The sequence below is a fragment of the Sulfurimonas sp. NW15 genome (genome assembly GCF_051132285.1).
GTDB classification, from domain to species: domain Bacteria; phylum Campylobacterota; class Campylobacteria; order Campylobacterales; family Sulfurimonadaceae; genus Sulfurimonas; species Sulfurimonas hydrogeniphila.
On sequence record NZ_CP093237.1, the window covers coordinates 409022 to 432821 of the forward strand.

Sequence of the window (23800 nt, forward strand, 5' to 3'; positions counted from 1 at the left end):
AATATAATAGCCCTATGAATCTATTATCTGCCAAAAATTTATCACACTCATTTGAATATGAGCTTTTTTCTGACGTTTCCCTCTCTCTTGAAAGTAATGAAAGTATTGCTATTATCGGTATGAGCGGGAGCGGAAAGTCTACGTTGCTGCATCTTTTATCTACTCTTTTGAAGCCAAAGAAGGGGACTGTTACGCTTTTTGGAAAAGAGACAGCCTCTATGAGTAAAAAAGAGCTGACGCTTATAAAACGAAACAAACTCGGTATAGTTTTTCAATCCCATTATCTTTTTAAAGGCTTTACCGCCTATGAAAATCTTGAAGTTGCCCAAATTCTTTCACAAAAAGAGATAGACAACAGTTTAATCAAAGATTTGGAAATCGAGCAGTGCATGCACCAAAAAGTCACGGAACTCTCAGGCGGACAGCAACAGCGTGTCTCTATTGCAAGGGTTTTGACAAAAAAACCTTCAATAATATTTGCCGATGAGCCGACAGGAAATCTTGACAATAAAACGGCTGCGGAAGTAATGAAACTTTTTTTTGATTATTGTCAGGAGAATGATGCCGGTATGATACTTGTAACGCATGACAATAGTCTGGCCAACATGTGTAAACGAGTCTATAAACTTGAAGACAAAGCATTGAAACCAATTAAATAAGGTTAGAAAAGTGGGATGGACACAGATACTTAACGAAACGAATGTAGTAGCCTTTCTTTTGCTTTTTTTTCGTTTTGCCGGATTGTTTATTGCTGTGCCTATTTTCAATCATCAAAATATCCCAATGAACATTAAAGCGACCATGGCTTTTTTCTTTACAGTCGTTTTTTACTCTTCTATGCCTCCCCTGCATATAAGTATTGATGTGCCTACTGTTGTCATTGCTATACTGGGTGAACTTTTGCTGGGTCTGTCAGTGGGCGTTGTATTGCAGCTTGCCTATAATGTCATTACTTTTGCAGGCGGTCAAATATCTTTTATGATGGGCTTTTCGATGGCAAGTGCTATTGATCCGCAGTCAGGCATTTCAATGCCTATAATTTCTCAGTTTCTCTCTTTGATGGGCTTAATGATTTTGCTTGTACTCAATCTGCATCACTGGATGCTGCTTTTTGTCGACCATTCTTTAAAAACAGTGCCTCTGGGCGGTTTCATGATGAGTAAAGATCTGTTCCACTACATTATGCATGCGGCATCAAACATGTTTTTGGTCGGTTTTATTATTGCTTTTCCCGTAATTGCACTTTCATGGCTGGCCGATGTCATATTTGGGATGCTTATGAAGACAATGCCTCAGTTTAACCTTCTGGTCATTGGCTTTCCAATTAAAATAATGGTGGCTTTTGTCGTGCTTATAGCAACTTTTACTACAATTATGCTATTACTCAAGGGAGAAATTCAAGAAGCATTCAACTCTTTGGAAATACTTTTTTAGTTTTTTTTTGATACAATAGTGCTAATAGAGATTTTTGAAATTCAATCAATAGATCATCCAAAGGAATATGCGTGAAAATACTGCTTTTAAATGATAATCCCGTTGTAAATAAATTAGTGACGCTCAGTGCACAAAAAACTTCTGATGAAGTAGAAACAGTCTCTGGTCTTGAGGAGATTTCATCACATGATTATGATTTGCTTATTGTTGATGACAGTGTTTACACTGATGATTTACTGCATGAATTAGAGGGAAAAGTAAAATATAAGAAATCACTGTTTATATGTGCAAAAGATGCCAAAGAGAGAGATTCTTTTTCATCAATACTGAAAAAACCTTTTTTACCGACTGATTTGGTAGAACTTTTTATGATGTTGGAAAAAGAAATCAAAAAAGAAGCAGATGAGATGCCGGTTGAAGAACTGCATGCACAAGAGAATGAAATAGAAGAATTGGATGATTTGGGTGATTTGGATACGCTGACTGATGATTTGGACCTGGATGATGAGTTGATTTTGGATGATGATGAAGAAGATTTCGGTGAAAGCGTACTGGATGATGAAGAGGCACAGAAGGTAAAAGATCTGCTTGATGAAAATGAAGAAGATCTCTCTTTTGATGAGGAAGTACAAAATGATCTTGAGAGTCTGGAACTGGATGAGATGGGATTAAATGAAGAAGAGTTTTCCCTGGATGAGTCTTTGGATGAAGAGGCACCGGAGCAAAAACCGGAAGCAGAAGAGGCATCTGCCGAAGAAGAGGATCTCATGGAGGCTTATGACATGGCATTGGATCTGGAAGATGAAGCAGACGCTGATATTTCAGAGGAGGAGAGTTTTGATTTGGAAGAGGAAGTCAAAGCACTTGAAGACGAAGAATTGCAAGAACTCGATACAGCAACAGTAGAAGAGCTTGAAGAGGAAATAGACGAAATTGTCACAGATGAACTCAATGCCCAAGAGGGTGACCTGGCAATGGATCTGGCATTGGATTTGGAAGACGAAGCAGATGTCGATATTTCGCGTGATCCTGTAGATGATTTAGAGATGCCGCAAGAGGCAGAAGATGCAAGCCTGGAAGAAGAAATTCAAAATGCTGTTGAAAATCTGACACAAGAAGATTTAGAGAGCGAACTGGATGAAGATACTCTGCTTCAAATAGCAAAAAACGAGATTGATCCGTTGGAGAGCCTGACAAGCAAAGATTTAAAAGAGGCTCTGGGAGAAGAGACAGAGGAAGAAACAGCAGAAGAGACGGATCTTTTAGAACCTGAAGAAACAGTAGAGTCTGAAGAGGAGAATAAAGAACAAAACAGTGGAGTCGAAGCACTGAAAAAACTTCTTGAGGCACTCAGTGACAAAGATGTTGCAGCATCTATGAAAGGAATGAAAATCAGTATAAATATTACATTGGGTGACAACTCATGAGTGCTATTCACGGGGCAGTTTTGGTTCTTTCCGGTCCAAGCGGGGCGGGAAAAAGTTCTTTAATCCATAAAATTATCGATGATATCGGTGAATGTTATTTTTCCATATCTACAACAACACGTCCTATGAGAGAGGGAGAAGCGGATGGTGTGGATTATTATTTTGTGGATGAAGAAGAGTTTAAAAAAGAGATAGAAGAAGATCAGTTTTTAGAGTATGCCATTGTGCATGGAAATTACTACGGAACTTCACTCAAGCCGGTTAAAAAAGCGCTCTCTGAAGGAAAACTGGTTATTTTTGACATAGACGTGCAGGGGAACAGTGCAATTAACAGTCGGCTCGGGGATATTACAACTTCTGTGTTTATTACGCCACCGACGCTGAGTGAATTGAAAAGAAGACTGCAAAACAGACAGACGGATGCGCAAGAAGTGATAGAACGCAGAATTCAAATGGCCAGACGTGAAATTCAGAGAGTCTCTGAGTATGAATATCTTTTGATAAATGATGATTTGGATGCTGCTGCTGAAAAACTGCGTCTTATTGCAACTGTTGCAAGATTTAAAAAATCAAATGAAGAGATTAACAAATTTGTCCAAAAATGGGAAGATTTGTAAAACTTCAAAACATAATATATAGTGATAAGAGAATTTACAGCAAATGTGAGTTATACTTCACAACATAATTTATAACAAGGAAAAAATATGGGAATGCCTAGTGGAACTGAACTACTGATAATCTTCGGAATTATCGTTTTATTATTTGGAGCAAAAAAGATACCTGATTTAGCAAAAGGTCTCGGAAAAGGAATCAAAAACTTCAAAGCAGAAATGAAAGAGGTTGATGAAGTAGAAGTTGAGACACCGAAAAAAGTTGAAAAAAGTGATGAAGTAGCTTCTACTGAATCAACTCCTAAATCTACAACACAAGCCTAAACATTGAAACAACGTGTATCGGCGTTATTACGCGAAAAAATAGGTCGTGAAGTTGTTTTAGAAAAGCCACGTGATCGTTCTTTTGGTCACTTTGCTACTCCTATAGCATTTTCTTTGGCAAAAGAACTCAGAAAATCTCCGATGGTCATTGCGGATGAACTGGCTTCATCTTTTGAAGAGAGTGAAGTATTTTCCAAAGTAGAGGCCGTCAAAGGCTATTTGAATTTTCGTTTAAGTGAAGATTTTTTAGCTGAGTATGCTTCCTGGGCTTTGGAGAATCCTGCAGAGTTTGCAAAACAGGAAAAAAACCAAAAAATACTTTTAGAATTTGTCAGTGCAAATCCAACCGGACCTCTGCATATCGGTCATGCAAGAGGTGCTGTTTACGGCGATACTCTGTACCGTCTGGCAAAACATCTCGGATATGATATAACAGCCGAATATTATGTAAATGATGCCGGCAATCAGATTGATCTGCTTGGACTTTCTATTCAGCTTTATGCAAGAGATCATCTTTTAGATGAAACGGTAGAATATCCTGAGAGTTATTACCGCGGAGAGTATTTGGATGCACTTGCCCGTGATGCGATGGAAAAATTCGGCAGAGAAATTTTTTATGATGAATCTCGTCAAAAAGAGTTGGCGCTTTGGGCAAAAGATGAAGTGATGAAAATCATTGTCAAAGATTTGGGTGATTTGAATATTTTCTTTGACACTTTTGTGTATGAATCAACTTTGTATGCTGACTGGGGCAGAGTGATGCAAAAGATGGGCGACGGCATTTATGAAAAAGAGGGCAAACTCTGGATAGCTTCAGAGGCTAAAGGTGATGAAAAAGACAGAGTTGTTGTCCGTGAAGACGGTCGCCCGACTTATCTTGCCGGCGATATAGTCTATCACAATCAAAAATTTGAACGCGGGTATGATCATTATATTAATATCTGGGGAGCGGATCATCACGGATACATTGCCCGTGTGAAGGCAGCAGTTGAATATCTGGGATATGACTCAAAAAAACTTGAAGTGCTGCTTTCTCAGATGGTAAGTCTTTTAAAAGACGGCGAACCGTATAAAATGAGTAAGCGTGCCGGCAATGTCATACTTATGAGTGATATAGTCGAAGAGATAGGTGCAGATGCTCTGCGTTTTATTTTTGCATCGAAAAAGAGCGATACCGCACTCGAATTTGATTTGGCAGAGTTTAAAAAACAGGACAGCTCGAATCCTATATTTTATATCCAATATGCACATGCACGTATTCAGACACTGCTCTCCAAGGCAACTGTTTCCAAAGAGGATATTGCAAATGCAAGTTTGAAAAATCTTGGAGAAAATGCAGATACACTATTGTTTGATGCACTTTTACTGCCTGAAATCATTGAAGATGCTTTTAACACAAGACAGGTGCAGAAATTAACTGATTACCTGAAATCTCTGGCAGCTTCTTTGCATAAGTTTTATTATGATGTGCGCATGATCGGTACAGAAGATGAAGCAAAGCTTTTAAAGCTCATGCTGATGGTTGCGTTGAGTATAAAAACAGGACTTTCACTTATGGGTATTGCAGCCAAAGATAAAATGTCTAAAGAAGAGGAGTAATCCTCTTTTTATTTGAGCAATTCGGAATTTTTCAGCTGCGGATAAAGTTTGAGAACCTTTTTAGAGGATTTTTTTGGAATCTGCACTAAAATAGGGTCTTTCTTCTTATCAAGCCAGCCGGCAATCTTTTTTATATCTTTTTCACTCATGGAAGTACAGCCGACAGTGGGACTCTTCGGTGCACGCTCAATATGCATAAATATACATGAACCTCTTCCTCTTGCTGACTTTTTGTTATAATCAACGACTATGCCTGTTTTGTACTGGACATCGTTTCGTTTCATATATTCAAAGCTTTTTTCATCTCCCTGTGCCATAATTATCTGATTATAGAAATTTGAGTTTGTATCATCAACACATATCAGATTTTTTTCAGCATAAAGATAGGGCATTTTATAATTGCTTTTTGGAGCGTAACCAAAAATTGCACTTAGGCTGAAAATCCCTGCAGGTGCTTTTTTGTCACCTTCATATTTCAACGCTTCATCAGGCTTTTTTTGAAATTCCCTGCTTTCTGCACCCCAGCCTAATCCATTTTTCCCCAAATTGACGCTCATTGTCTCAAAGACTTTGTTTGAGCCCTCATAACATTCGAGTTTTGCCGATGAACTGTTCATATCATTGGCAACAACGAGCACTATTTGCTGGGAAGAAAACAAGAAAATTGACAAACTTGCTGTAATTAAGAAACTTTTTATCATAAAGTATGGTACTATTACTATTATACGATGTCAAGAGTAAAATAGATAAAATTAAAGTTTGGATAAAACAATGAGTCTTAAAATAAAACAGGCTACGGCTGAAGATGCTTCTTTTTTAGCACAAATGATTTTACAAAGTTCACGGGCAGGGAAAAAGAAGGGTCTTTTTGATGTGCTTTTTGGGACAGATAATGATACAGAAGTCTTGGAAAAACTACAAAAGCTTACACAGACACAGTCAAAAAGTCATTGCCATTACAAAAATTTTTTAATAGCGCAAATGGACGGAAAGAGTGTGGGAAGCTTATGCAGCTATGAGCCCAGAATTGCAACAAAAGAGGCTTTTGAAGAGGCCCTCAAAGAGATAGGTTGCGGTGATGAGATCCAAAAACCGTTGGAAGTTGTGTATGAATGCAGTTTTAATACAAGCAAAAGCAGATTGATGTTTGATTTTATGGAAGAACTTGAGGGATTTATTGATGTGGGTGTACTCAAAGCATTGATGCAAAAAAGTCTGCTCACTGCAAGACTCAAGGGCTACAGTATTGTACAGACCGTTATAGAGATAGGGTCTTTGGAAGCAGAACTTTTTTACAAAAGACTCGGCTTTGAAATTGTCGATAAAAAAGAGTGTGATGCGTACAGAGAAATTTTTGGCAGAGCCGGTGTTATGCTTCTGGCTATGGAATTCTAAAGGCTTCTTATAGAACTCTCTTCTCTCTCGGTTCTCCCTTCTTTGTTAGCCATTATTTTGGCGCTCTATACCAAAAATATTGTACTCTCTTTATCTGGCGGTATATTTTTAGGACTTTTTTTTCTGCATGGTTTTTCATTCCTTGCAACGGCTGATGCTCTCGTTGCACTTTTTTTCTCTTTGTTAAGTGAAGGGTGGATACTTAAGACACTGGCTTTTGCAGTGCTTGTCGGAAGCGTTATGGAGTTGATGCAAAAAAGCGGAGGCATTAACGGATTTGTCTCTTTTATGACCCAAAAAACAAGACTTGTCAATTCTCCCCGTTCCGCTTTGCTTGTCAGTTATTTTATCGGTGTATTGATTTTTATAGAATCTTCTATAACCTCTTTAATAGCAGGAGCTGTCGGCAGACCTCTTTGCGACAAAGAAAAAGTGCCGCATGCCAAATTGGCTTTTGTCTGTGACTCCACTTCTGCGCCTGTCAGCTCTTTAATTGTTCTTAATGGCTGGGGTGCACTTTTGCTCGGACTGATTGCGACGCAAATACAAACAGGCATCATAGAAGGTGATAATGTAAATTTATTACTCCATAGCGTCATGTATAATTTTTATGCCATGAGTGCTTTAATTGTTACTTTTTTGGCTGTTTGGTTTAATATTGACATTGGCGCGATGAAACATGCCAAGCTGTCTTTAGCCAAAACTTCTTTACATGTAAACGCGCATGTGAGTATGAATTATATGCTTATCCCGATCTTTTTGATGATTGCATTTGTATTTGTATTCTTATACATAACGGGAGAGGGCAATATGCTCAAAGGAAGCGGTTCGACTTCTATTTACTATACAATGCTTGCTACTTTGAGTGTAATGTTTCTCTATTATGTCGGGACAAAAAACATGTCTGTAAAAACTTATACAAAAAGTGCTTACATTGGAGCCAAAAAACTTTTTCCGATTGCTGTGATACTGCTTTTTGCTTTTGCTATAGGAGAAGTAACGGTTGACTTGAAAACAGGGGAGTATCTGGCTTCACTTGCCAATGAGTCTCTGAGTCTGTTTCTTTTAAGCGGTGTGATATTTTTGCTCAGCAGCATTATCTCCTTTTCCACAGGAACATCCTGGGGTACTTTCAGCATTATGATACCCATAGCCGTACCGATGGCTGTTGGGATGGATGCTGATGTGGCTTTGGCAATAGGAGCGGTTATCAGCGGCGGTGTTTTTGGGGATCACTGTTCTCCTATTTCTGATACGACAATTATCTCCTCTTTGGCAAGTGATTGTGAGGTAATCGAACATGTAAAGACACAACTCCCTTATGCGCTTATAAGCGGTTTTATTGCTTTTTTTCTGTTTATACTGTTTGGATTTATGACTCCAGGTAGTAGTTGATAGAGTAGCGCAGATCTTCATCAATATTTTCCATATTCTTCAACATCCATCGCAGATATCCTGCATCTTCACTTGCAACTTCTTCAAGACTTTTGCCTTTGTGTTTTCCAAATCTGAATGTTTGTACCAAAATAGGAGTGTTGGTTAAATCGACCATCTTTTCAACAGGATTTTCATTTGGAAACTGTTCTTGGATAATATCTTTGAGTTTAGAGAGAAAGAGTTTCAAGACAAGGACATCACCGATGGCATCATGGGCCTTGACAACGATGCCAAGTGCCTCGGCCTCTTTTTCTTCTTCTTTGTAGAGTTCCATTTTATAGCGAAAATACTGCAGTCTGTGCGCCTCTTCATCCGGCATAACATGTTTTGCAACCCTTAGCGTATCTATAACTTTCATCTGTGTTACAAAGCCTTCTTTTTCGAGCATTGTTATATCAAAAGGGGCATTGTGAATGATGAGATAATTCTCTGCAGTATTTAATTCAAGAAGTCTTTTGTATGCCTGTGTCTCTACACAAGGCGGCTTGCCTTCAATCAAATCAGGTGTAATCCCATGTACTTCCATCGCACCGTATTTTATAGCAATATCAGCAGAACAAAATTCGTTATGCACTTCTATCTCTTTTGTGCCTAAAACCATATAACCGAGTTGAATTATTCTGTCTTCTTCATTTGTGCCTGTTGTTTCTGTATCTAAAATCACATATTTTTTTGCCATCAGAGTTTCACTTTTAATTATATTATAAAGCATATTGGAACCTAGGCTAAAACCTCACTGCCATTAAGTTAAGCATTTATTTGGAACCGGTACTTCAGTGCCGGCTGAAAGTGGCAAGACTATTGCAACAGCCGGCACTGAAGTACCGGTTCCGAGAAAGCATTAATTTTCTTAGCTTAATGGCAGTGAGGTTTTAACCCCAGGCTAATTTGCTTTGATTTACCATGTCGCTATTATATGATATACTAATGAAAAAGTAGGTTAAAGCTTTGATTGACTCTCCTTTGATATATCTTTTTACACTTGCTTTACTTGTAGCAGCACTCAGTTTTGCACAAATCAAAACAAAACACAAATTTTTCGAGTATATTCCTGTTGTTGTGCTGATATATGCTTTTTCTATGCTGCTTGCCTCTTCGGAAGTGTTTGCGCAAAATCAGGAGATTACAGCTGTCTACAGACTGACAAAAACGAATCTGCTGCCGGCAATGCTTTTTTTGATGCTTTTGGAAGTGGATTTTAAGCATTTTTTCAAGCTCAAAAAATCGCTTTTGATCGCTTATGTTTTAGCTGTTTTTTCCATTGCTTTTGCCTTTATAGCCGTTGCATATTTGTTTGGGTTTGACAAAGTAACAGCAGCAGCATTTGGCGCACTCGCAGGGAGTTGGATGGGAGGTACGGCAAATATGATCGCTGTCGGAAGTGCTTTACATGTAAGTGAAGATGCCTTTGCCTATGCTCTTGTTGTGGACAGTGTCAATTATACTGTATGGGTGATGCTCTTGCTTTTTTTGGTCCCTTTTGCAAAAATATTCAACAGGTTTACAAAGAGTGAAGAAAAACTTGCCTATCTGGATAAAATCGGTTGTGCCTGTTCTGTGGGTGCCAAAAGATACTGGTTCCTAATTCTTCTGGCACTCGGAGCATCTCTGTTTTCTCAGATAATAGCCGAAAAATTGGTGATACTCAATACAACGACAAGTATTGTTATTTTTTCCACACTCTTAGGGGTGCTCGGCTCTTTTACAAAATTACGGTTTATAAACGGTTCAAACGAAGTGGCAACAACCATGCTCTATATTTTAATAGCACTGATAGGTTCTCGTGCTGTCATAGAAAGCTTCAGTGGTCTTGGCATGTATGTTTTTGCCGGTTTTGCCGTCTTGCTTGTGCATGCATTGATAATGGTGGCAGGGGCAAAAATATTCAAGCTCGATTTATTCAGTATCTCGGTTGCCTCTCTGGCAAACATAGGCGGTGTGGCTTCGGCACCAATTCTTGCGGCAACTTACAACAAAGCACTTGTAAGTATAGGTGTACTGATGGCAATAATGGGGTATTTGATAGGAACTTTTGGCGGGCTTTTGGTCGGATATATACTTATTTACAGCACGCAGTAGAGAATTTATCTATTATTATTTTATTTATCTAATTAAAATTAGTAATAAGGCTACAGACAAATTATGTTACTATCATTAAAATTTTATAATGATATGAAGGATAAGAAATGACAGAGGGAAAAGTATTATCGTTGTTTGTGACGATGCCTGATATGATGCGTGCGGGGCATCGTATGAAATGTGAAGACTTTGATTGCGATGAGAACGGAATTGTTGGGAGCAGAGACTATGACAACGGTGAAGTGAAGCCAATGGTTTTGGTTTCAAAAAAAAGTTATGACATCATAGAAGATGCAGAACTTGTGTTTGAAAGAGGACTTTTAATGGAAGATATTTACGTGGATGTTGACCTGTATCATCTCAACAAAGGTTCGATAATAGAGATCGGCGAGATGCTTTTTGAAGTTAACGGGCCGTGTGAAGATTACCGGTATCTGTATGCATTCGCTCCTGAACTTCCTGCACTGATAAAAGGAAAACGCGGTCTTTTTGTAACGCCTCTTGAATACGGCGGAATTGCAGTCGGAAATGATGTAAAAGTGGTAAAAGAAGTTTAGTTTGAAAAAAATAGGCATTGGCATTGAATACAGTAATATCTGTAAGGATTATAATACATTTTATTTGGACAGAGACAATTTAGATCCTGAAACTTCTCAATGTATGAAAAAAGTTATGGCATGGAGTCAAGAGTTTTTGTCCGAATTATTGGATGCTTTTGAGTATAAAATATTTAATTTAAATGCATCTGTTCCTGTCAAAGTTTCAGATATCGCTTCGAAAAGATTTCTTTTTTATTCACTGGAAAAGGGAATAACACTGCAAAGCTATGTGCTTGCAAAAGAGTTCACACAATATGAAGGCTTGGCTGCCTGGGAGTTGCAAAACGAGAGTAATATTCTTGTCCAAAATGACGAAGACGGCGGAGCACTTTATTTTTATGTCAATGAAAATTCTAAAGAGTATGAATGGATAACTTCCAAATTAAAAGATTTTTCACTGGATGAAATTCCTTTTACTGTAAAATAAAAAACAGAGAGGGCATCAGCCCATCTCTACAGAATCTATTTCACCTTTGAACTCTTCAATGGAAAATGTTATTCTGTTGGCGATCTCCTCGGGTGTTTCCCGCAATAAGGTTGCATCCAAATGAATTTTACGTGTATGTTTGTTGTAATCACCCAAAACATAGGTAACTAATACAAAAGGGGTTTCTGATACATCACACTCTTTTACCGTTGTTTCAACACCGGGTATACAATAATCAATATCTATATCCGGATCTACCATCGCTTTGTTTACCAGTGTAACAACTTTCTCTAATTTTTCTTTCGTTACTGCGTCCATAACAAACTCTCCTGAAATAATATCGTCTATAGAATAATTATAGCAAAGTTAACAGTATCCATGCAGATATGAGAACTCTTTTTCTGAAACATGACAAAAGTGTGTAAAAAACGAAAAACTGCTCTTACATCATATTTTCTTATTCTATGCCATGAAACTGTTTATAGATTCTTTGGACATAATTCGGCTTAAGACCTAATATTTTGATTTCTGCTATCTCTTCTTTGATATGCTCTTTTTTGATTGCTATGAGCATTTCCCATCTCTTGACAAGTATCTCTTTTATATCTGACTCAAAATCACCTTCATAATCAGGGTAGGCTTTGGCAAGTGCTGTGACAATTTCATCTAACGCAGTTGTTTTTATAATATCAAGCTGCTCCTGAGGATGTGTTTTTTCCACATTTACATAGTGTGCCCACGTAGCTTCCAAAAGAGTTCTTATCTCCTGTGCATAGTCTCTCTCCTGTGTTGAGAATTTTTCTTTTAACAAGTCGGGAATATCTTTAAATTCATTTGCATTGACTATTTCAAGTTCTTCTTGAAAGCCTTTTAAATCTTCTTCATACTCGGCTGCATCTTCATAGAGTTTTGCAATTTCAGCATTTTTGTCCCTATTGTTGTTTGCTTTTTTTGGAGCAGGGTTTTTTTCTTCTTCATTTGCGGCACAGGCTTCTTTAAGCTCCTGCATTTGCATTTCCATATACCGTTTTGTTTCTTGAGTAGCCATATAATCAGTACCTCACAATAATTTTTTTTGTATTTTAGATAAAACTACAGTAATTTGAAGTTAAAGAAGAAAACATCTTCATTTCTTAGGCTTATATAAAGGTTGTGAAATTTATGTAATTGACAGGGTAGTTTCTTTTTAAATTTAGCATGATAAAATTATAGGAAAAAAAGGAAAAGAGATGTCAAATACTTTAATTCACAATCCAGATGAGTGCAGATACGAATACCATATAGAGGGACATGTGGCTTATATAACATATGATGATCAGGATGGCAAGATGCACTTGACACATACTATTGTACCGCAAGAGCTGGCGGGAAAAGGTCTTGCAAAAGCTTTGCTTGAAGATGTGCTCAAAGAGATAGAAAAAGAGAATAAAAAAGCTGTGGCGCAATGTTCGTATATTGTCAAATATCAGGAAAAAAATCCTGACAAGAGCCACCTGTTTATATAGAAACACAACAGCCTTTTTGCATAAGCCTGTCCAGCCACTGGGCATGCCCTTGGGTTAATGAAAGCCTGTTGTAAGTGAAGTCCAGCTCTTCCAGGTTTAGCAGATTTTCAATCTCGTCAGGCAGGGTGCTCAGCCGATTCTTCCAGAAAGTCAACTTGGTTAAATTTGTCAATTGTCCGATTTCAGCAGGAAGGGATGAAAGCTGATTTGCGCCCAGTTCCAATGTTTTTAAATTTTTGAGCGAAGCGATCTCTTTTGGTATGCCTGAGAGTCTGTTTTCCTGCAAAAGAAGCAGTTTCAGATTTTTTAAAGACCCTATCTCTTTTGGCAGTTCTTCCAATTGATTCCCTGCAAGATAAAGTTCTTCAAGCTGTGTCAGAAGGCCTGTCTCCGGGGGCAGTTTCCTCAACCGGTTTCCCAGCATATAAAGTTTTTTTAAATTCTTAAGACAGGCTATTTCCGGCGGCAAGTCTGAAAGCTGACTGCCAAGAAGATTGAGCTCCTGCAGTCCGAGCAATGATTCTTTGTCTCTCGGAAGTCCTCTGAAATAGCCACCTTTGAGATAGGAATCATGCGCTATCCACTCTAAATCGGATATATTGTTTTTATCAGCCCAGTCCCAGATTTTTTGAATCATTGGATCTTTACTGATTATGAAACCCCAGGAGTTTTCCAAAAAGTTTATCTTCGGTAAGACCCATTTTGGCAGATGTCATAAGATTGTTCTCTTCATAGTACTTTACAAGTTCCTGGGCATCCTGGCCTGTCATCATTGCCTGATAGCCAAGTGCGGCATGCACTTCCTGTATATGAACATCTATTCCTTCTTTTTTTGCCAAAGCTTCAACGATAAGGGCAGTTTTTACAACTCTTTTGGCATCTTCACGCACAGATTCTCTTAGCTGAAGAAATTTCTCTTTGTCTTCAAGGAACTGTTTATGCTCTTCTTCTGTGTAGTTTTTTGTTTTTTCGCGCACTTTTGCATCTATCTCCTGCTCGACGATATTCTCAGGCAGTGTGAAATCAAATTTTTCATTTAAAGCATTTATTATTTTTGGCTTAAGCTCCTGCATATACAGTTGTGAAAGTTCTTCGGATATAATCTGGTCTGCAAATTTTTCTTTGAGTGTGTCAAGCGTTGCAGAGGGATCGCTTAGAATTTTTTGGGCAAAAGCATCATCGGGTGTTTGGGCTTCCTGCTGTTGAATTTCATGAAGTTTGACAGCAAATTTAGTCTCTTTTCCTGCCAGATCTTCTGCCTGGTAGTCTGCCGGAAAGGTTACGGTAATGGTTCTCTCCTCGCCATACTCCATTCCGATTATCTGTTCTTCAAAACCAGGAATAAATGATTGGGAGCCGATTTTCAGGTTGAATTTTTCTGCACTGCCGCCTTCAAACGGTTTTCCATCAATAGAACCGGCAAAGTCGATGACAGCAACATCACCTGCTTTTACTGCCCGCGGTTTGTCTATTTTGGTAAAGGGAGCCTGCTGTTGTGCAAACTCCTGAAGTTTGGCCTCCACTGCTGCAGGATCGGCTTTTGGCTTTGTGAAGTCGGGGATGATATCGTTATAGTCTATATCTGTATTGATTTGAGGACTTGTTGAGAGCGCGACCTCGAAGTAGACATTGTTCTCCTGCTGTTCATATTTTTTCAGGAGCGGTTGTCCCAAAATAGTATCTATGTCTATATTTGCTTTTTTGATGCCGGTATTGATGAATTCTTTGAAAACTTCGCCTGCTGCTTCCTGCTCAATATTTTCACTTTTTGACGTATCGTTATTTGTCTTTTGTGTTAATTTTTCTTTAAATTCTGCCACTTTGTTTTCTATTATATTGTTTTCGATTGTACCACTCAAGATAAAGTTAATATCATCGATTTTTTTTACTGAGACTTCCACTATGGTCCTTTTGATTTTTAATTATATTATTTTAACATTATTGTCTAAAAGTAACTTTTTATAAGGAATTGGATAAATAATAAAAGATTTTTTAAATTTTAAGAGGGTATAAGCCATCCCTAAAGGATGACCTATATATACAGAAATTATACTGCTTCGACGTTAGGCATTTCCATCGTAATACAATCACGATTGAGCATATCAGTACATACGTACACACATAATGCACACCCTTTACATCTGTCTACATCAACCCAAGATGTATTTCCGCTTTTATCAAACATGAGTGTATTGGCTTCCGGGCAATACAGAGTACAGGTATTACACTTGTACTCGGCACACATGTCAGAATTAACTTTTGCTACATAATACATTTATTATCCTTTTATATGTCGAACTTAATAATTAAATCAGCAGTATCCAAATCGATAGAATTTGCCATTTCAAAAGTCTTGCTGATTACATCCATATTTTTTTGGAGTAACTCTTCTTTTTTCTTAAACTTTTTCTCTATTGCAGAGTCAAGCATAGCTGTACCGCCTGAAGATACAAATGATGTTCCCAGGAATCTCTCTTTTACCGCTGTTTCAATGTTTTCAATACTGACAAGGTTTATAAGTCCAAGCATCATACCCATCATTGCCATATTTGTTGCCAGCTCTGTTCCTGCCGTATCAAGTGCAAGTTTTGTTGCATCAAACTGAACAACAGTAGCTCTTAAGTCTTTTAAAACTTTTACATCATCTTCATCAAGTACATTTACTTCAGAGTTGATGATAATCAAACTGTCAGGCTTAAGACCTGTATAAAACGGCATTGTATAAGACTTACCGTGTGTTACAACCTGTGAGTGGTAAATCATGATAATATCAGGATATACAACTTCACCAACTTCATAAATCGGCTCTGTTGAAGCTCTTACATAAGCCTCAACAGGTGCCATTCTTTTTTCAGAACCAAAAAACGGTACCAAAGATGCATATTGACCTGCATTATCCATTGTTGAACCAAGGATGTGAGCAGTAGTTACAACACCTTGTCCGCCTAATCCGGAAATACGTATGTTATATCTTTTTTTTCTTGTTTTATCAGCCATATTAATTTACCGCCTCTGTTTTTTGAGCTTTTCTTGCCATTCTTGCTGCTTTTTCTTCAGCTTCTACACGTTCGATGACTTCTTTTGCTTCATCAGTCATGTATTCTTCAAATGTAAAACGATCTTTTTCCTGTGCTTTTGCATCAGCAAACACTTCATGCGTAGGAATTGAATATTCGATATTACATGATGTATATGCATGAATAAATGTCGGTCCGACTTCTCTTGCAACAAAGATTGCACGTCTGATAATCTTAGCCGCTTTTTTGATGTTTGTCGGAGACATTCTTACAGTATAGACACAACCGGCTGCTCTGGCAAGCTCTGTTGCCGGCATTTTACCGAAGTCTTTTCCTTTTGGAGCCATTTTAAGAACAGCACCTTTTGGAGACATTCCAGAAGATTGTCCGCCTGTATTTCCATAAACTTCATTGTCAAGCATGATAGTCGTGAATTTTTCGCCACGAATCCATGAGTGCATAGTCATTGAGAATCCGATATCCATAGTACCACCGTCACCGGCAATAGTAATAACATCTTTTGTTTTATCAGGAAAACGTAATCTGAACGCACGTGTTAATCCTGATGCCATAGCATTTTGGTCACCGTAGTTACCATAGATAAACGGTACCGCAGCCTGAGAAATAGCCAAACGGCCACAACCGGCTGTACCCAGTGTTACTGTATCTTCCGGATTTGGAAGTGAAGCAAAAATCAGTCTGATGTAGTATGCCATCCAACAACCAGAACACATCGGATGCTCTTCAACGAGCTCTTTAAACTGCCCCATATTACCTGGTCCGGCTTCTTCTTGTGTTTTTCCAAACGGACCGTAGTCAACTAGCTCTACATAATCTTTTGGTAGATATTTTTTAAATCTCTCTGCCGGAGTTATATATTTTAAACTCATTTTATCTCCTTTTTATAGTTTTAGGTCGTATTCTAAGCCAAGTGAGTTATGAATTTCTTTCATAATCAACTCAACCGGAAGTGTCATACCACCGTATACTCTTGGTCCCTCTGTAACAATTCCGCCATTTGGAATCGCCGCTTTTACTTCTTTACATAACCAGCCGATAATATTGTGTTCAGGGACGATGATAGATTTTGCATTTTTCACTGCATCTCTGATCTCATCAATCGGGAACGGTCTGATAGCTCTTACTTTGATTAAACCAACGCTTAAACCTGCTTCCTGTGCATATCTCCATGCTTCTCTTGCCTGTGCAGCTGCACAGCCAGAAGCGATAAGGAATACTTCAGACTCAGGATTTTTCACTTCAATCGGTCCGCCAAGATATTCATAGATATATTTCATTGCACGTTTGTTTGAATCCCAGATTTCCTGTTGCCATACAGCATGAATCAGGTAAGACATAAAGTTTGACTTTTGAACAGGAGCATCACGCTGGATTCTTGCAGGTGGAGTTTCATTGTCCATCGCAGGAACCGGTGCAGCTACCGGATCAAATTCAATCAGTGCCATATCTTCCGGAGTCATGTCAACATAACCTTTTGCGTGTGTTACGAAGAAACCTTCAGTAGCAACTGCAACAGGAATGTATACATCAACTTTTTCAGCAATAGCAAAGGCTGCCAAAGTGAAGTCAAATGTGTCCTGCTGATTTTCAGCATGTAACATTACGGCACCACAATGCATCATATATGCCATTTCGATATTATCAGGCTGAATAGACAACGGTGCATTGATAACACGTGTCAATATTCCAAGGACAGCCGGAACACGGTGACCTGGCCAAGAAACAATAGCTTCCAAACCGCGAAGCAGTCCCGGTCCTGAAGTAGCTGTAAAAAGACGTACACCCGCTCTTGCAGCACCTGCAATAGCAGACATGGTACCAAGCTCTTCTTCAGCTCTGTAGTACTCTTTAATGTGGCCTTGCGCATATATGTCACCTACAAGGTGCATTACCTCTGACTGTGGTGTAATAGGGTAGGCGATTGCCATATCAACACTTGCTCTTTTAACAGCTTCTGCCATTGCCTGCGCACCTGTGATAAAGTGCTTTTCTCTCGGAGCTTCTTTTAACAGATAGTTAATATCTACTAATGTTTTTTCTAATTTTTTTTCTGGATTTGGACTCATTGATTATCTCCTTTATTCAACTTCAGTAACATGTTCACCTTTTCTTGTCATGATGAGACTTCTGTACTCACCATAATCAGCAGGTGATAATGTAGTCAAATCTTCTTTAGGTAAAGATGGATTTTCAGGTGGTAAAGTAGTTTCCCACTCAATGCCTAGTTTGTTTCTTTCTTCAATCACAATCTCTTTAAATTTGTGAATATCGTCTGCATGAAGGTCTCTGATTGATGCCATAGCCTCTTCATGACCCATATAGGCACATAATGCTACAGTGTAGCAGTCAGTACCTGCACGTATCATTCTAAGAGTAAGATTTGCATAGTGACAGTGTACACCGACAAAAACACACGCTTTGATCTTGTTATCCAAAATCGTCAGGTTAGGGTGATTAGGATTAATCTCCGCCTTCACATCGATTTTTGGATACTTTGGTCTGTAATCCGGCATTGGAATAATTTTACAGTTTGGAATTTCAGACGCCAGCTCTAAAAGCGCTTCTGCTTTTGCAGCTACATCATCTTTCCAGTCCCATAATACTTGTGGACCAGGGAAAATTGTCGGGTTATCTCGAGTCAGCAATGCTCTTGCTGCATCTCTCATAGCCTCTTCTTCACTTACTTTATTTCCATAAAGCAAAGCCTGCCCTTCAGGTGCAAGTTCAACTCCCATATATGGTGCCGATTGAGGCATATACCCAGCCGGACCTTCTGTTACTTTTTTTAACATTGTTACCTCCTTATTTAGTACGAATACGAAAAAGTTTCGATAAATTACATCGAAATGCCCTAACACGCAGTTAAGCTTAGTAACTATATTTTAATCTTAAGACTATCTTCCTTCATCTAGTTGAATTTGCGAATTATTATTATTAGCATTTTATATTATTATTTATAAGATAAGGATTCCAAATAAGCAGGGAAAACAGAGCTCCGCATATAGGAGGCTACAGGGGGTATAATTTCTCTTTGTCTTTACTCTTAAAGTAAACATAAAAAAATTATTTAATTTATCAAGATTAATTTTTTGGAAAAATTCTGTAACTTTTTCGCCTATTTCCCCTGTAGACGCTATTGGAATTTTAGTATCTGCAGGGAGTTAGGAGAGAAAGCATAAAGAAAGGTGTGTAGAATTTACACAGTATAAATTACTTATTTATACTGAATTGGGGAAGAACCAAAAAAGGAAATTTTTGACTGAGTAGTTTTATATCATCTTCTATGCTCTCACCGATAAAGATTAAGAGTGATTTTTCTTTATACTCCGGTAACTCTTCATAGCTGGCATCACCAAAGGAGTAATTGATAAATATAGGATTGGCGACATCAGTCACTTTTACAATACCTTTTGTCCTGTAGATGCTCTTAGGAAGGGCACTGAGGAGCTGGTCTATATCATTAAATGCCACATTGTCTTTGAGATAGGCTACTTTTTGGGTGATAGAGTCTTTGCCGGTATGATCAAGATGCTTGTAGTCTTTTGCCAGGCCGATGACTTCATCTATTTTATAAACGCCTTCAAATACCTCTTTGTTTACCAGACCCTGCTGGGCATAATGAATCATATAGTTGTTAAATACCGTCTCTCCTGTGAGATTGTTTTTAATGTTATACTCTTCTTTAATCTGTATAACCTCTTTTTTTACCTCTTCAAGCTGTGCAGGTGTTACCAAATCGACTTTATTGAGTATGATAATGTTTGAACCGCCCAACTGATACTTTGCGGTAGAGTTCTCTTTGTATGTATCAAAGTTTTTTGTATCGACAACACATATAATGCCCTCTATTGATATACCGAGGTTCTGCAAAGAGAGGAAAATCGGAAAAGGTTCTGATGCACCGGAGGTTTCTACAAAAATTATGTCAGGACTGTATTTGCTGATAATTTCACTCACACCGCTTTCAAATTCCTGTGCCAATTTACAGCAAATGCACCCTTCGGAAATTTCAAGTACCTCACTGTGTACATTTGTAAGAATTTTACTGTCAACTCCTACATCACCAAATTCATTGACAACTATTGCTATTTTCTTATCTTTAAAATATTTTTTGACAGTATTTGTAAGCATGGTAGTTTTACCAACACCTAAAAATCCTGTAATTATAAATGACTGTATGATGGGATCTTCCTTTAATGATATGGAATTATGTTTGTATAGAACAAATTGTTCTGGAGTATTATAGTATATTTTGGAAAAAGTAACTACTGTGTTGAATAACAGTAGTTACATTATGACTATTTTTTTGGAGATTCTAAAATCTGTTCAAATCCGACTTCTTTACACCAATCAACTGTCAAGTCAAATGCTGCTGAAGCAGTATCAAGATTTTTTTGAATAAGTTCTTTCTTTTTCTTGAACTTTTTCTCAATAACCGAGTCAAGTGTAGCCGTACCGCCGGAAGCTGTATATTTTTTCAGGAATCTGTCTTTGATTCCCTCTTCAATAGCCGGCTTGCTTACAGTGCCCAAAGCTCCAAAAAGCGCTCCAAGCATTGCCATGTTTGTTGCAAGTTCAGTTCCTGCCATATCAATAGCAAACTGAGTAAAGTCTTTTGTAAGCACTTTTACATTCAAATCACTCAATGTTTTTTTATCATCATCAGTCAAAAGATCTCTGTCACTGTTGATGATTACAAGGCCGTTTTCTTTGATACCGGCATAAAAAGGCATTGTGTATGATTTACCCATAGTAATAACCTGCGGGTGAAAAATCATAATGATATCAGGGTAAATAACTTCCCCTCTGTCATAAATAGGCACTGTCCCTATTCTTGCATAACTTTCAGATGGCGCCATTCTCTTTTCAGCACCAAAAAACGGATTTGATACAGCATAGTAACCTTCTGTATCTGCAGCTGTAGCAGCAATGTGTGCTGCTGTTACCGCGCCTTGGCCGCCAAGGCCAGGCATTCTGATTTTTATTGAATCTTTTGCCATTATATACGCCCTTCTTCTTTACATTTTTTCAAAAATTCTTCTGCTTCTGGTGAAACATGTTTGTAAGATGCAAATCTGTCTTTATCCTGATCTTTCATCTCACCAAGGCCTTCATTTGCACTTAAACCGATTTCAAGAATACACGGTGTGTAAATATTAAGGAAAGTCGGTCCGATTTCTCTTGCAACCAAGATCGCTTCTCTGACTGCTTTGGCAACTGCTTTTGGAGCAGAAGCTGTCATGTTTACAGAGTAGTGACATCCTGAAGTCGTTGCCAATTCCCACATAGGAACTTTGTCAAACTTTTTACCAAGAGGCGCCATTTTAAAGACCTGTCCTTTGGCTGTAGCACCAGACTCCTGTCCTCCGGTATTTGCATAGACTTCATTATCAAAACAGATTGTAGTGATATTTTCCTGTCTAAAGAAAGACTGAAGTGTATAGTCAAGACCGATATCAACAGTAGCACCGTCTCCGGCTAAAACAACAACATCTTTCTCAATATCCGGAAATCTCCAGTCAAGCACTCTTTTGATTCCTGATGCAACCGCATTTTGGTTACCAAAAAGTGAGTGCACAGTATGAAGCGCGATATGCGGGAACATTAAAGATGTACAACCCGTAGAGTTTACAATAATAGTATCTTCCGGTTTTGGCAGTGCAGATAATACATATCTCAGAGCAGCCGCTTCAGGACAACCGGCACAGAGTGAATGCTCTTCAAGCAACTCTTTTGTGTCAGGAAGTTCTTTGATACCACGCGGTTTGTCCATTTTGACTGACCATGTAGCTTTTTCCTCAAGATCTATAATCTCTTGAGGCATAATATCACGAAATTCTGGATTTATTTTATAGATATCTAATGCCATCTTATGCTCCTTTTCCCGGGTTGATTTTTTCCATTACTTCCGCAATAATTGCTTCAGCAGGCATACTCATACCGCCAGCAACTCTCGGTCCGCCGATAATGTCTGCTTCACACTTGTTGTAGAGTTCTTTTCTTACTTCTTTTTCCAGCCATCCGACAACATTGAATTCAGGTACAAATATGTGTTTGATACCTTCAACAGCTGCAAGAAGTTCTTTCGCAGGGAAAGGTCTGATTGTTCTTAGCTTGATAACTTTTGTTTTGATACCAAGTTTCATAAGCTCTCTGTGTGCTTCTTTTGCCTGATTTGATGCCGTTCCGCATGTTACGAATGCAATTTCTGCATCATCTTCTCCGGTAATGTGAATAAGACCTTTCAAGTAATGCTCTGCATAAGGGCGTGAACGCTCTACCGCTGATCGTACTTCCCACTGCCAAGAAGCGTGTGTTGCATACGAAATATAGTTAGACTTCATTACAAATGGATCTCTTAAGAAACGTCCCGGAGGTGTTTCAGAATCAATCGGAGGCAACGGAGCTCTGTACGGATCATACGGCTCTAATGCTATATCATCAGCCGGAAGCATAACTGCCTCTCTTGTGTGTGATACAAAGAAACCGTCAACAACTGTAATAATCGGAACATGTACATCAGGCTTTTCAGCTACTGTAAATGCTGCAATTGACATATCGAAAAGTTCTTGAACATTTTCAGCATACCAAATCATACATCCGGTTTCAAGCATAAAAGAAACTTCCAGGTTGTCAGGTTGAATAGTCAGTGGCGAGTTAATACCACGGGCCATTAAAACCAGTTGACAGGGGATTCTTGTTCCAGACCACTGAGGAAAGTTTTCCATCGCTCTGAGTGTTCCCGGTCCGGAAGTTGTTGTCACTGTTCTGGCGCCTGCCATTGCACAGCCTGCAACTTCAGACATTACACCAAATTCGTTTTCCCCTCTAAAATAAGTACCGACATACCCTTCAGCCCATAATTCACCGATAAGGTGTGCTGCTTCTGACTGCGGTGTAATTGGGTAGGATACCGAGGCATCTACCGTACATCTTTTCATTGCTTCTTTTAAAACTTCAGAACCAGTCATGAAGTGTTTCTCTCTAGGAGCTTCGAAAAGCAAATAGTCTGTTGAAACTAATTTTTGTCCAGACCAGTTGTGTGTGTTTGTCATATCACTTCGTTTACTCATTGTTTTATACTCCCAACTCTGATTTAACTTCTTTAGCTATTTTGATGAACTTTTCAAGATCAGAAGCATGTTGGTCTCTAATAGTAGCCATTGCATCTTCATGTCCGGATAAAGCACACATTGCTATAGTGTAACAGTCTGTTTCTGCTCTAACAATCTTTAATGCAACATTTGCATAATGACAGTGAACACCGATAAAAATTGCTGCTTTGATTTTGTTTTCCCAAATCGTCAAGTTTGGATGATTTGGATTGATCTCAACTTCAGCATCAATTTTTGGATATTTTGGTCTGTAGTCATACATTGGAATCATGTTCGCATTCAGAACTTCTGCCATCTCTTTGATAAGAGTTGCTTTTCTTTTTGCTTCATCGCTCCATGCGTAAAGTACTTGTGGACCGGGGAAAATTGTTGCATTTTCTTTTGTCAACATCTGTTTTGCAATTTCTCTCATTGCCGTTTCTTCATCTACCACATCTTCTAATAAAAGTGCTTTTCCTTCTGGTGGTGTTATTACACCTTCATACGTAGCCGCAGGATATGGTGAATAATACGCAGGACCTTGGTTTGCCATAAGTTCTCCTATGATTTTTTTATTTTACTCTATTTTTTACTTAAATCTAAAACTTAGACTTAGACTGCTTCAACGTTAGGCATTTCCATCGTAATACAATCACGATTGAGCATATCAGTACATACGTATACACATAATGCACACCCTTTACATCTGTCTACATCAACCCAAGATGTATTTCCGCTTTTATCGAACATGAGTGTATTTGCTTCCGGGCAATACAGAGTACATGTATTACACTTGTACTCTGCACACATGTCAGCATTAACTTTTGCTAC

Annotated in this window: 27 protein-coding genes; 12 read left to right on the plus strand and 15 right to left on the minus strand. The window is 38.4% G+C overall.

All coding sequences use genetic code 11. The annotated features are described in order from the left end of the window. Positions 1-14: 14 nt before the first annotated feature. From MLC52_RS02020 to argS, 6 genes are all read left to right on the plus strand, one after another. Positions 15-659, plus strand: coding sequence for an ABC transporter ATP-binding protein (locus MLC52_RS02020; RefSeq protein ID WP_434581060.1), 645 nt, complete (start codon positions 15-17; stop codon positions 657-659). Positions 660-669: 10 nt separating this feature from the next. After that, positions 670-1434, plus strand: coding sequence for a flagellar biosynthetic protein FliR (gene fliR, locus MLC52_RS02025; protein WP_151901068.1), 765 nt, complete (start codon positions 670-672; stop codon positions 1432-1434). Between the two features lie 71 nt (positions 1435-1505). Beyond that, positions 1506-2861, plus strand: a complete 1356-nt coding sequence (locus MLC52_RS02030; protein ID WP_434581062.1) for a hypothetical protein — start codon at positions 1506-1508, stop codon at positions 2859-2861. Beyond that, complete coding sequence (gmk, locus tag MLC52_RS02035) at positions 2858-3478, plus strand: guanylate kinase (RefSeq protein WP_151901066.1); 621 nt, start codon at positions 2858-2860, stop codon at positions 3476-3478. Before MLC52_RS02030 ends, gmk begins: the two co-directional genes overlap by 4 nt. A gap of 87 nt (positions 3479-3565) precedes the next feature. Next, positions 3566-3796, plus strand: a complete 231-nt coding sequence (locus MLC52_RS02040; RefSeq protein WP_151901065.1) for a Sec-independent protein translocase subunit TatA/TatB — start codon at positions 3566-3568, stop codon at positions 3794-3796. A gap of 3 nt (positions 3797-3799) precedes the next feature. Beyond that, positions 3800-5395: an arginine--tRNA ligase gene (gene argS / locus MLC52_RS02045; RefSeq protein WP_151901064.1), complete on the plus strand. Its 1596-nt coding sequence runs from the start codon at positions 3800-3802 to the stop codon at positions 5393-5395. An 8-nt stretch (positions 5396-5403) separates the two neighbouring features. Here argS and MLC52_RS02050 read toward each other — a convergent pair whose 3' ends face one another. Beyond that, on the minus strand, positions 5404-6096 hold the full coding sequence (locus MLC52_RS02050; RefSeq protein WP_434581064.1) for a L,D-transpeptidase family protein: 693 nt from the start codon (positions 6094-6096) through the stop codon (positions 5404-5406). A gap of 58 nt (positions 6097-6154) precedes the next feature. Here MLC52_RS02050 and MLC52_RS02055 point away from each other — a divergent pair, with 58 nt between their 5' ends. After that, positions 6155-6790, plus strand: coding sequence for an acyl-CoA acyltransferase (locus MLC52_RS02055; RefSeq protein ID WP_230973265.1), 636 nt, complete (start codon positions 6155-6157; stop codon positions 6788-6790). A gap of 42 nt (positions 6791-6832) precedes the next feature. Further along, the gene (locus tag MLC52_RS02060) at positions 6833-8185 is read left to right on the plus strand and encodes a Na+/H+ antiporter NhaC family protein (RefSeq protein WP_434581066.1); all 1353 of its coding nucleotides are present in this window, start codon (positions 6833-6835) and stop codon (positions 8183-8185) included. Here MLC52_RS02060 and MLC52_RS02065 read toward each other — a convergent pair. Next, positions 8163-8906, minus strand: a complete 744-nt coding sequence (locus MLC52_RS02065; protein WP_434581068.1) for an exonuclease domain-containing protein — start codon at positions 8904-8906, stop codon at positions 8163-8165. The genes MLC52_RS02060 and MLC52_RS02065 overlap by 23 nt on opposite strands. Before the next feature lie 269 nt (positions 8907-9175). On the opposite strand from MLC52_RS02065, the gene MLC52_RS02070 reads away from it, so the two are divergent. The 3 genes from MLC52_RS02070 to MLC52_RS02080 all read left to right on the plus strand — a co-directional run bounded on the left by MLC52_RS02070 (position 9176) and on the right by MLC52_RS02080 (position 11332). Then, positions 9176-10306, plus strand: a complete 1131-nt coding sequence (locus MLC52_RS02070) for a DUF819 domain-containing protein (RefSeq protein WP_434581070.1) — start codon at positions 9176-9178, stop codon at positions 10304-10306. A gap of 107 nt (positions 10307-10413) precedes the next feature. Then, complete coding sequence (locus MLC52_RS02075; protein ID WP_151901060.1) at positions 10414-10863, plus strand: hypothetical protein; 450 nt, start codon at positions 10414-10416, stop codon at positions 10861-10863. A gap of 103 nt (positions 10864-10966) precedes the next feature. Then, positions 10967-11332: a hypothetical protein gene (locus tag MLC52_RS02080; RefSeq protein WP_434581072.1), complete on the plus strand. Its 366-nt coding sequence runs from the start codon at positions 10967-10969 to the stop codon at positions 11330-11332. Between the two features lie 15 nt (positions 11333-11347). Here MLC52_RS02080 and MLC52_RS02085 read toward each other — a convergent pair whose 3' ends face one another. Beyond that, positions 11348-11650, minus strand: a complete 303-nt coding sequence (locus tag MLC52_RS02085; RefSeq protein ID WP_151901058.1) for a hypothetical protein — start codon at positions 11648-11650, stop codon at positions 11348-11350. A 139-nt stretch (positions 11651-11789) separates the two neighbouring features. Then, on the minus strand, positions 11790-12380 hold the full coding sequence (locus MLC52_RS02090; RefSeq protein ID WP_434581074.1) for a hypothetical protein: 591 nt from the start codon (positions 12378-12380) through the stop codon (positions 11790-11792). Between the two features lie 181 nt (positions 12381-12561). On the opposite strand from MLC52_RS02090, the gene MLC52_RS02095 reads away from it, so the two are divergent. Beyond that, positions 12562-12837, plus strand: a complete 276-nt coding sequence (locus tag MLC52_RS02095; protein ID WP_346389311.1) for a GNAT family N-acetyltransferase — start codon at positions 12562-12564, stop codon at positions 12835-12837. Here the strand turns inward: MLC52_RS02095 and MLC52_RS02100 are convergent. The 11 genes from MLC52_RS02100 to MLC52_RS02150 all read right to left on the minus strand — a co-directional run bounded on the left by MLC52_RS02100 (position 12830) and on the right by MLC52_RS02150 (position 23522). Continuing rightward, a complete protein-coding gene (locus MLC52_RS02100) occupies positions 12830-13474 on the minus strand; it encodes a leucine-rich repeat domain-containing protein (RefSeq protein WP_434581077.1) in 645 nt (214 codons plus the stop codon). The genes MLC52_RS02095 and MLC52_RS02100 overlap by 8 nt on opposite strands. A gap of 7 nt (positions 13475-13481) precedes the next feature. Then, positions 13482-14738 carry a trigger factor gene (gene tig, locus MLC52_RS02105; protein ID WP_434581079.1) on the minus strand — a complete coding sequence of 419 codons (1257 nt, stop codon included), beginning with the start codon at positions 14736-14738 and terminating at the stop codon, positions 13482-13484. Positions 14739-15123: 385 nt separating this feature from the next. Next, positions 15124-15834 carry a 2-oxoacid:acceptor oxidoreductase family protein gene (locus tag MLC52_RS02110; protein ID WP_151901052.1) on the minus strand — a complete coding sequence of 237 codons (711 nt, stop codon included), beginning with the start codon at positions 15832-15834 and terminating at the stop codon, positions 15124-15126. 1 nt (position 15835) lies between these two features. Continuing rightward, the gene (locus tag MLC52_RS02115; RefSeq protein WP_346389313.1) at positions 15836-16744 is read right to left on the minus strand and encodes a thiamine pyrophosphate-dependent enzyme; all 909 of its coding nucleotides are present in this window, start codon (positions 16742-16744) and stop codon (positions 15836-15838) included. Between the two features lie 12 nt (positions 16745-16756). Continuing rightward, entirely contained in the window at positions 16757-17941 is a 1185-nt protein-coding gene (locus MLC52_RS02120; protein ID WP_346389314.1) for a transketolase C-terminal domain-containing protein, read from the minus strand. Between the two features lie 12 nt (positions 17942-17953). Continuing rightward, positions 17954-18631 carry a carbon monoxide dehydrogenase beta subunit family protein gene (locus tag MLC52_RS02125; protein WP_346389315.1) on the minus strand — a complete coding sequence of 226 codons (678 nt, stop codon included), beginning with the start codon at positions 18629-18631 and terminating at the stop codon, positions 17954-17956. A gap of 454 nt (positions 18632-19085) precedes the next feature. Continuing rightward, positions 19086-20078: a GTP-binding protein gene (locus tag MLC52_RS02130; RefSeq protein WP_346389571.1), complete on the minus strand. Its 993-nt coding sequence runs from the start codon at positions 20076-20078 to the stop codon at positions 19086-19088. Positions 20079-20173: 95 nt separating this feature from the next. After that, a complete protein-coding gene (locus MLC52_RS02135) occupies positions 20174-20875 on the minus strand; it encodes a 2-oxoacid:acceptor oxidoreductase family protein (RefSeq protein ID WP_346389316.1) in 702 nt (233 codons plus the stop codon). Beyond that, a complete protein-coding gene (locus MLC52_RS02140; protein ID WP_346389317.1) occupies positions 20875-21744 on the minus strand; it encodes a thiamine pyrophosphate-dependent enzyme in 870 nt (289 codons plus the stop codon). The genes MLC52_RS02135 and MLC52_RS02140 overlap by 1 nt, the downstream gene beginning before the upstream one ends. A gap of 1 nt (position 21745) precedes the next feature. Beyond that, the gene (locus MLC52_RS02145) at positions 21746-22948 is read right to left on the minus strand and encodes a transketolase C-terminal domain-containing protein (protein ID WP_346389318.1); all 1203 of its coding nucleotides are present in this window, start codon (positions 22946-22948) and stop codon (positions 21746-21748) included. Between the two features lie 4 nt (positions 22949-22952). After that, the gene (locus MLC52_RS02150) at positions 22953-23522 is read right to left on the minus strand and encodes a carbon monoxide dehydrogenase beta subunit family protein (RefSeq protein ID WP_151901043.1); all 570 of its coding nucleotides are present in this window, start codon (positions 23520-23522) and stop codon (positions 22953-22955) included. Between the last annotated feature and the right edge of the window lie 278 nt (positions 23523-23800).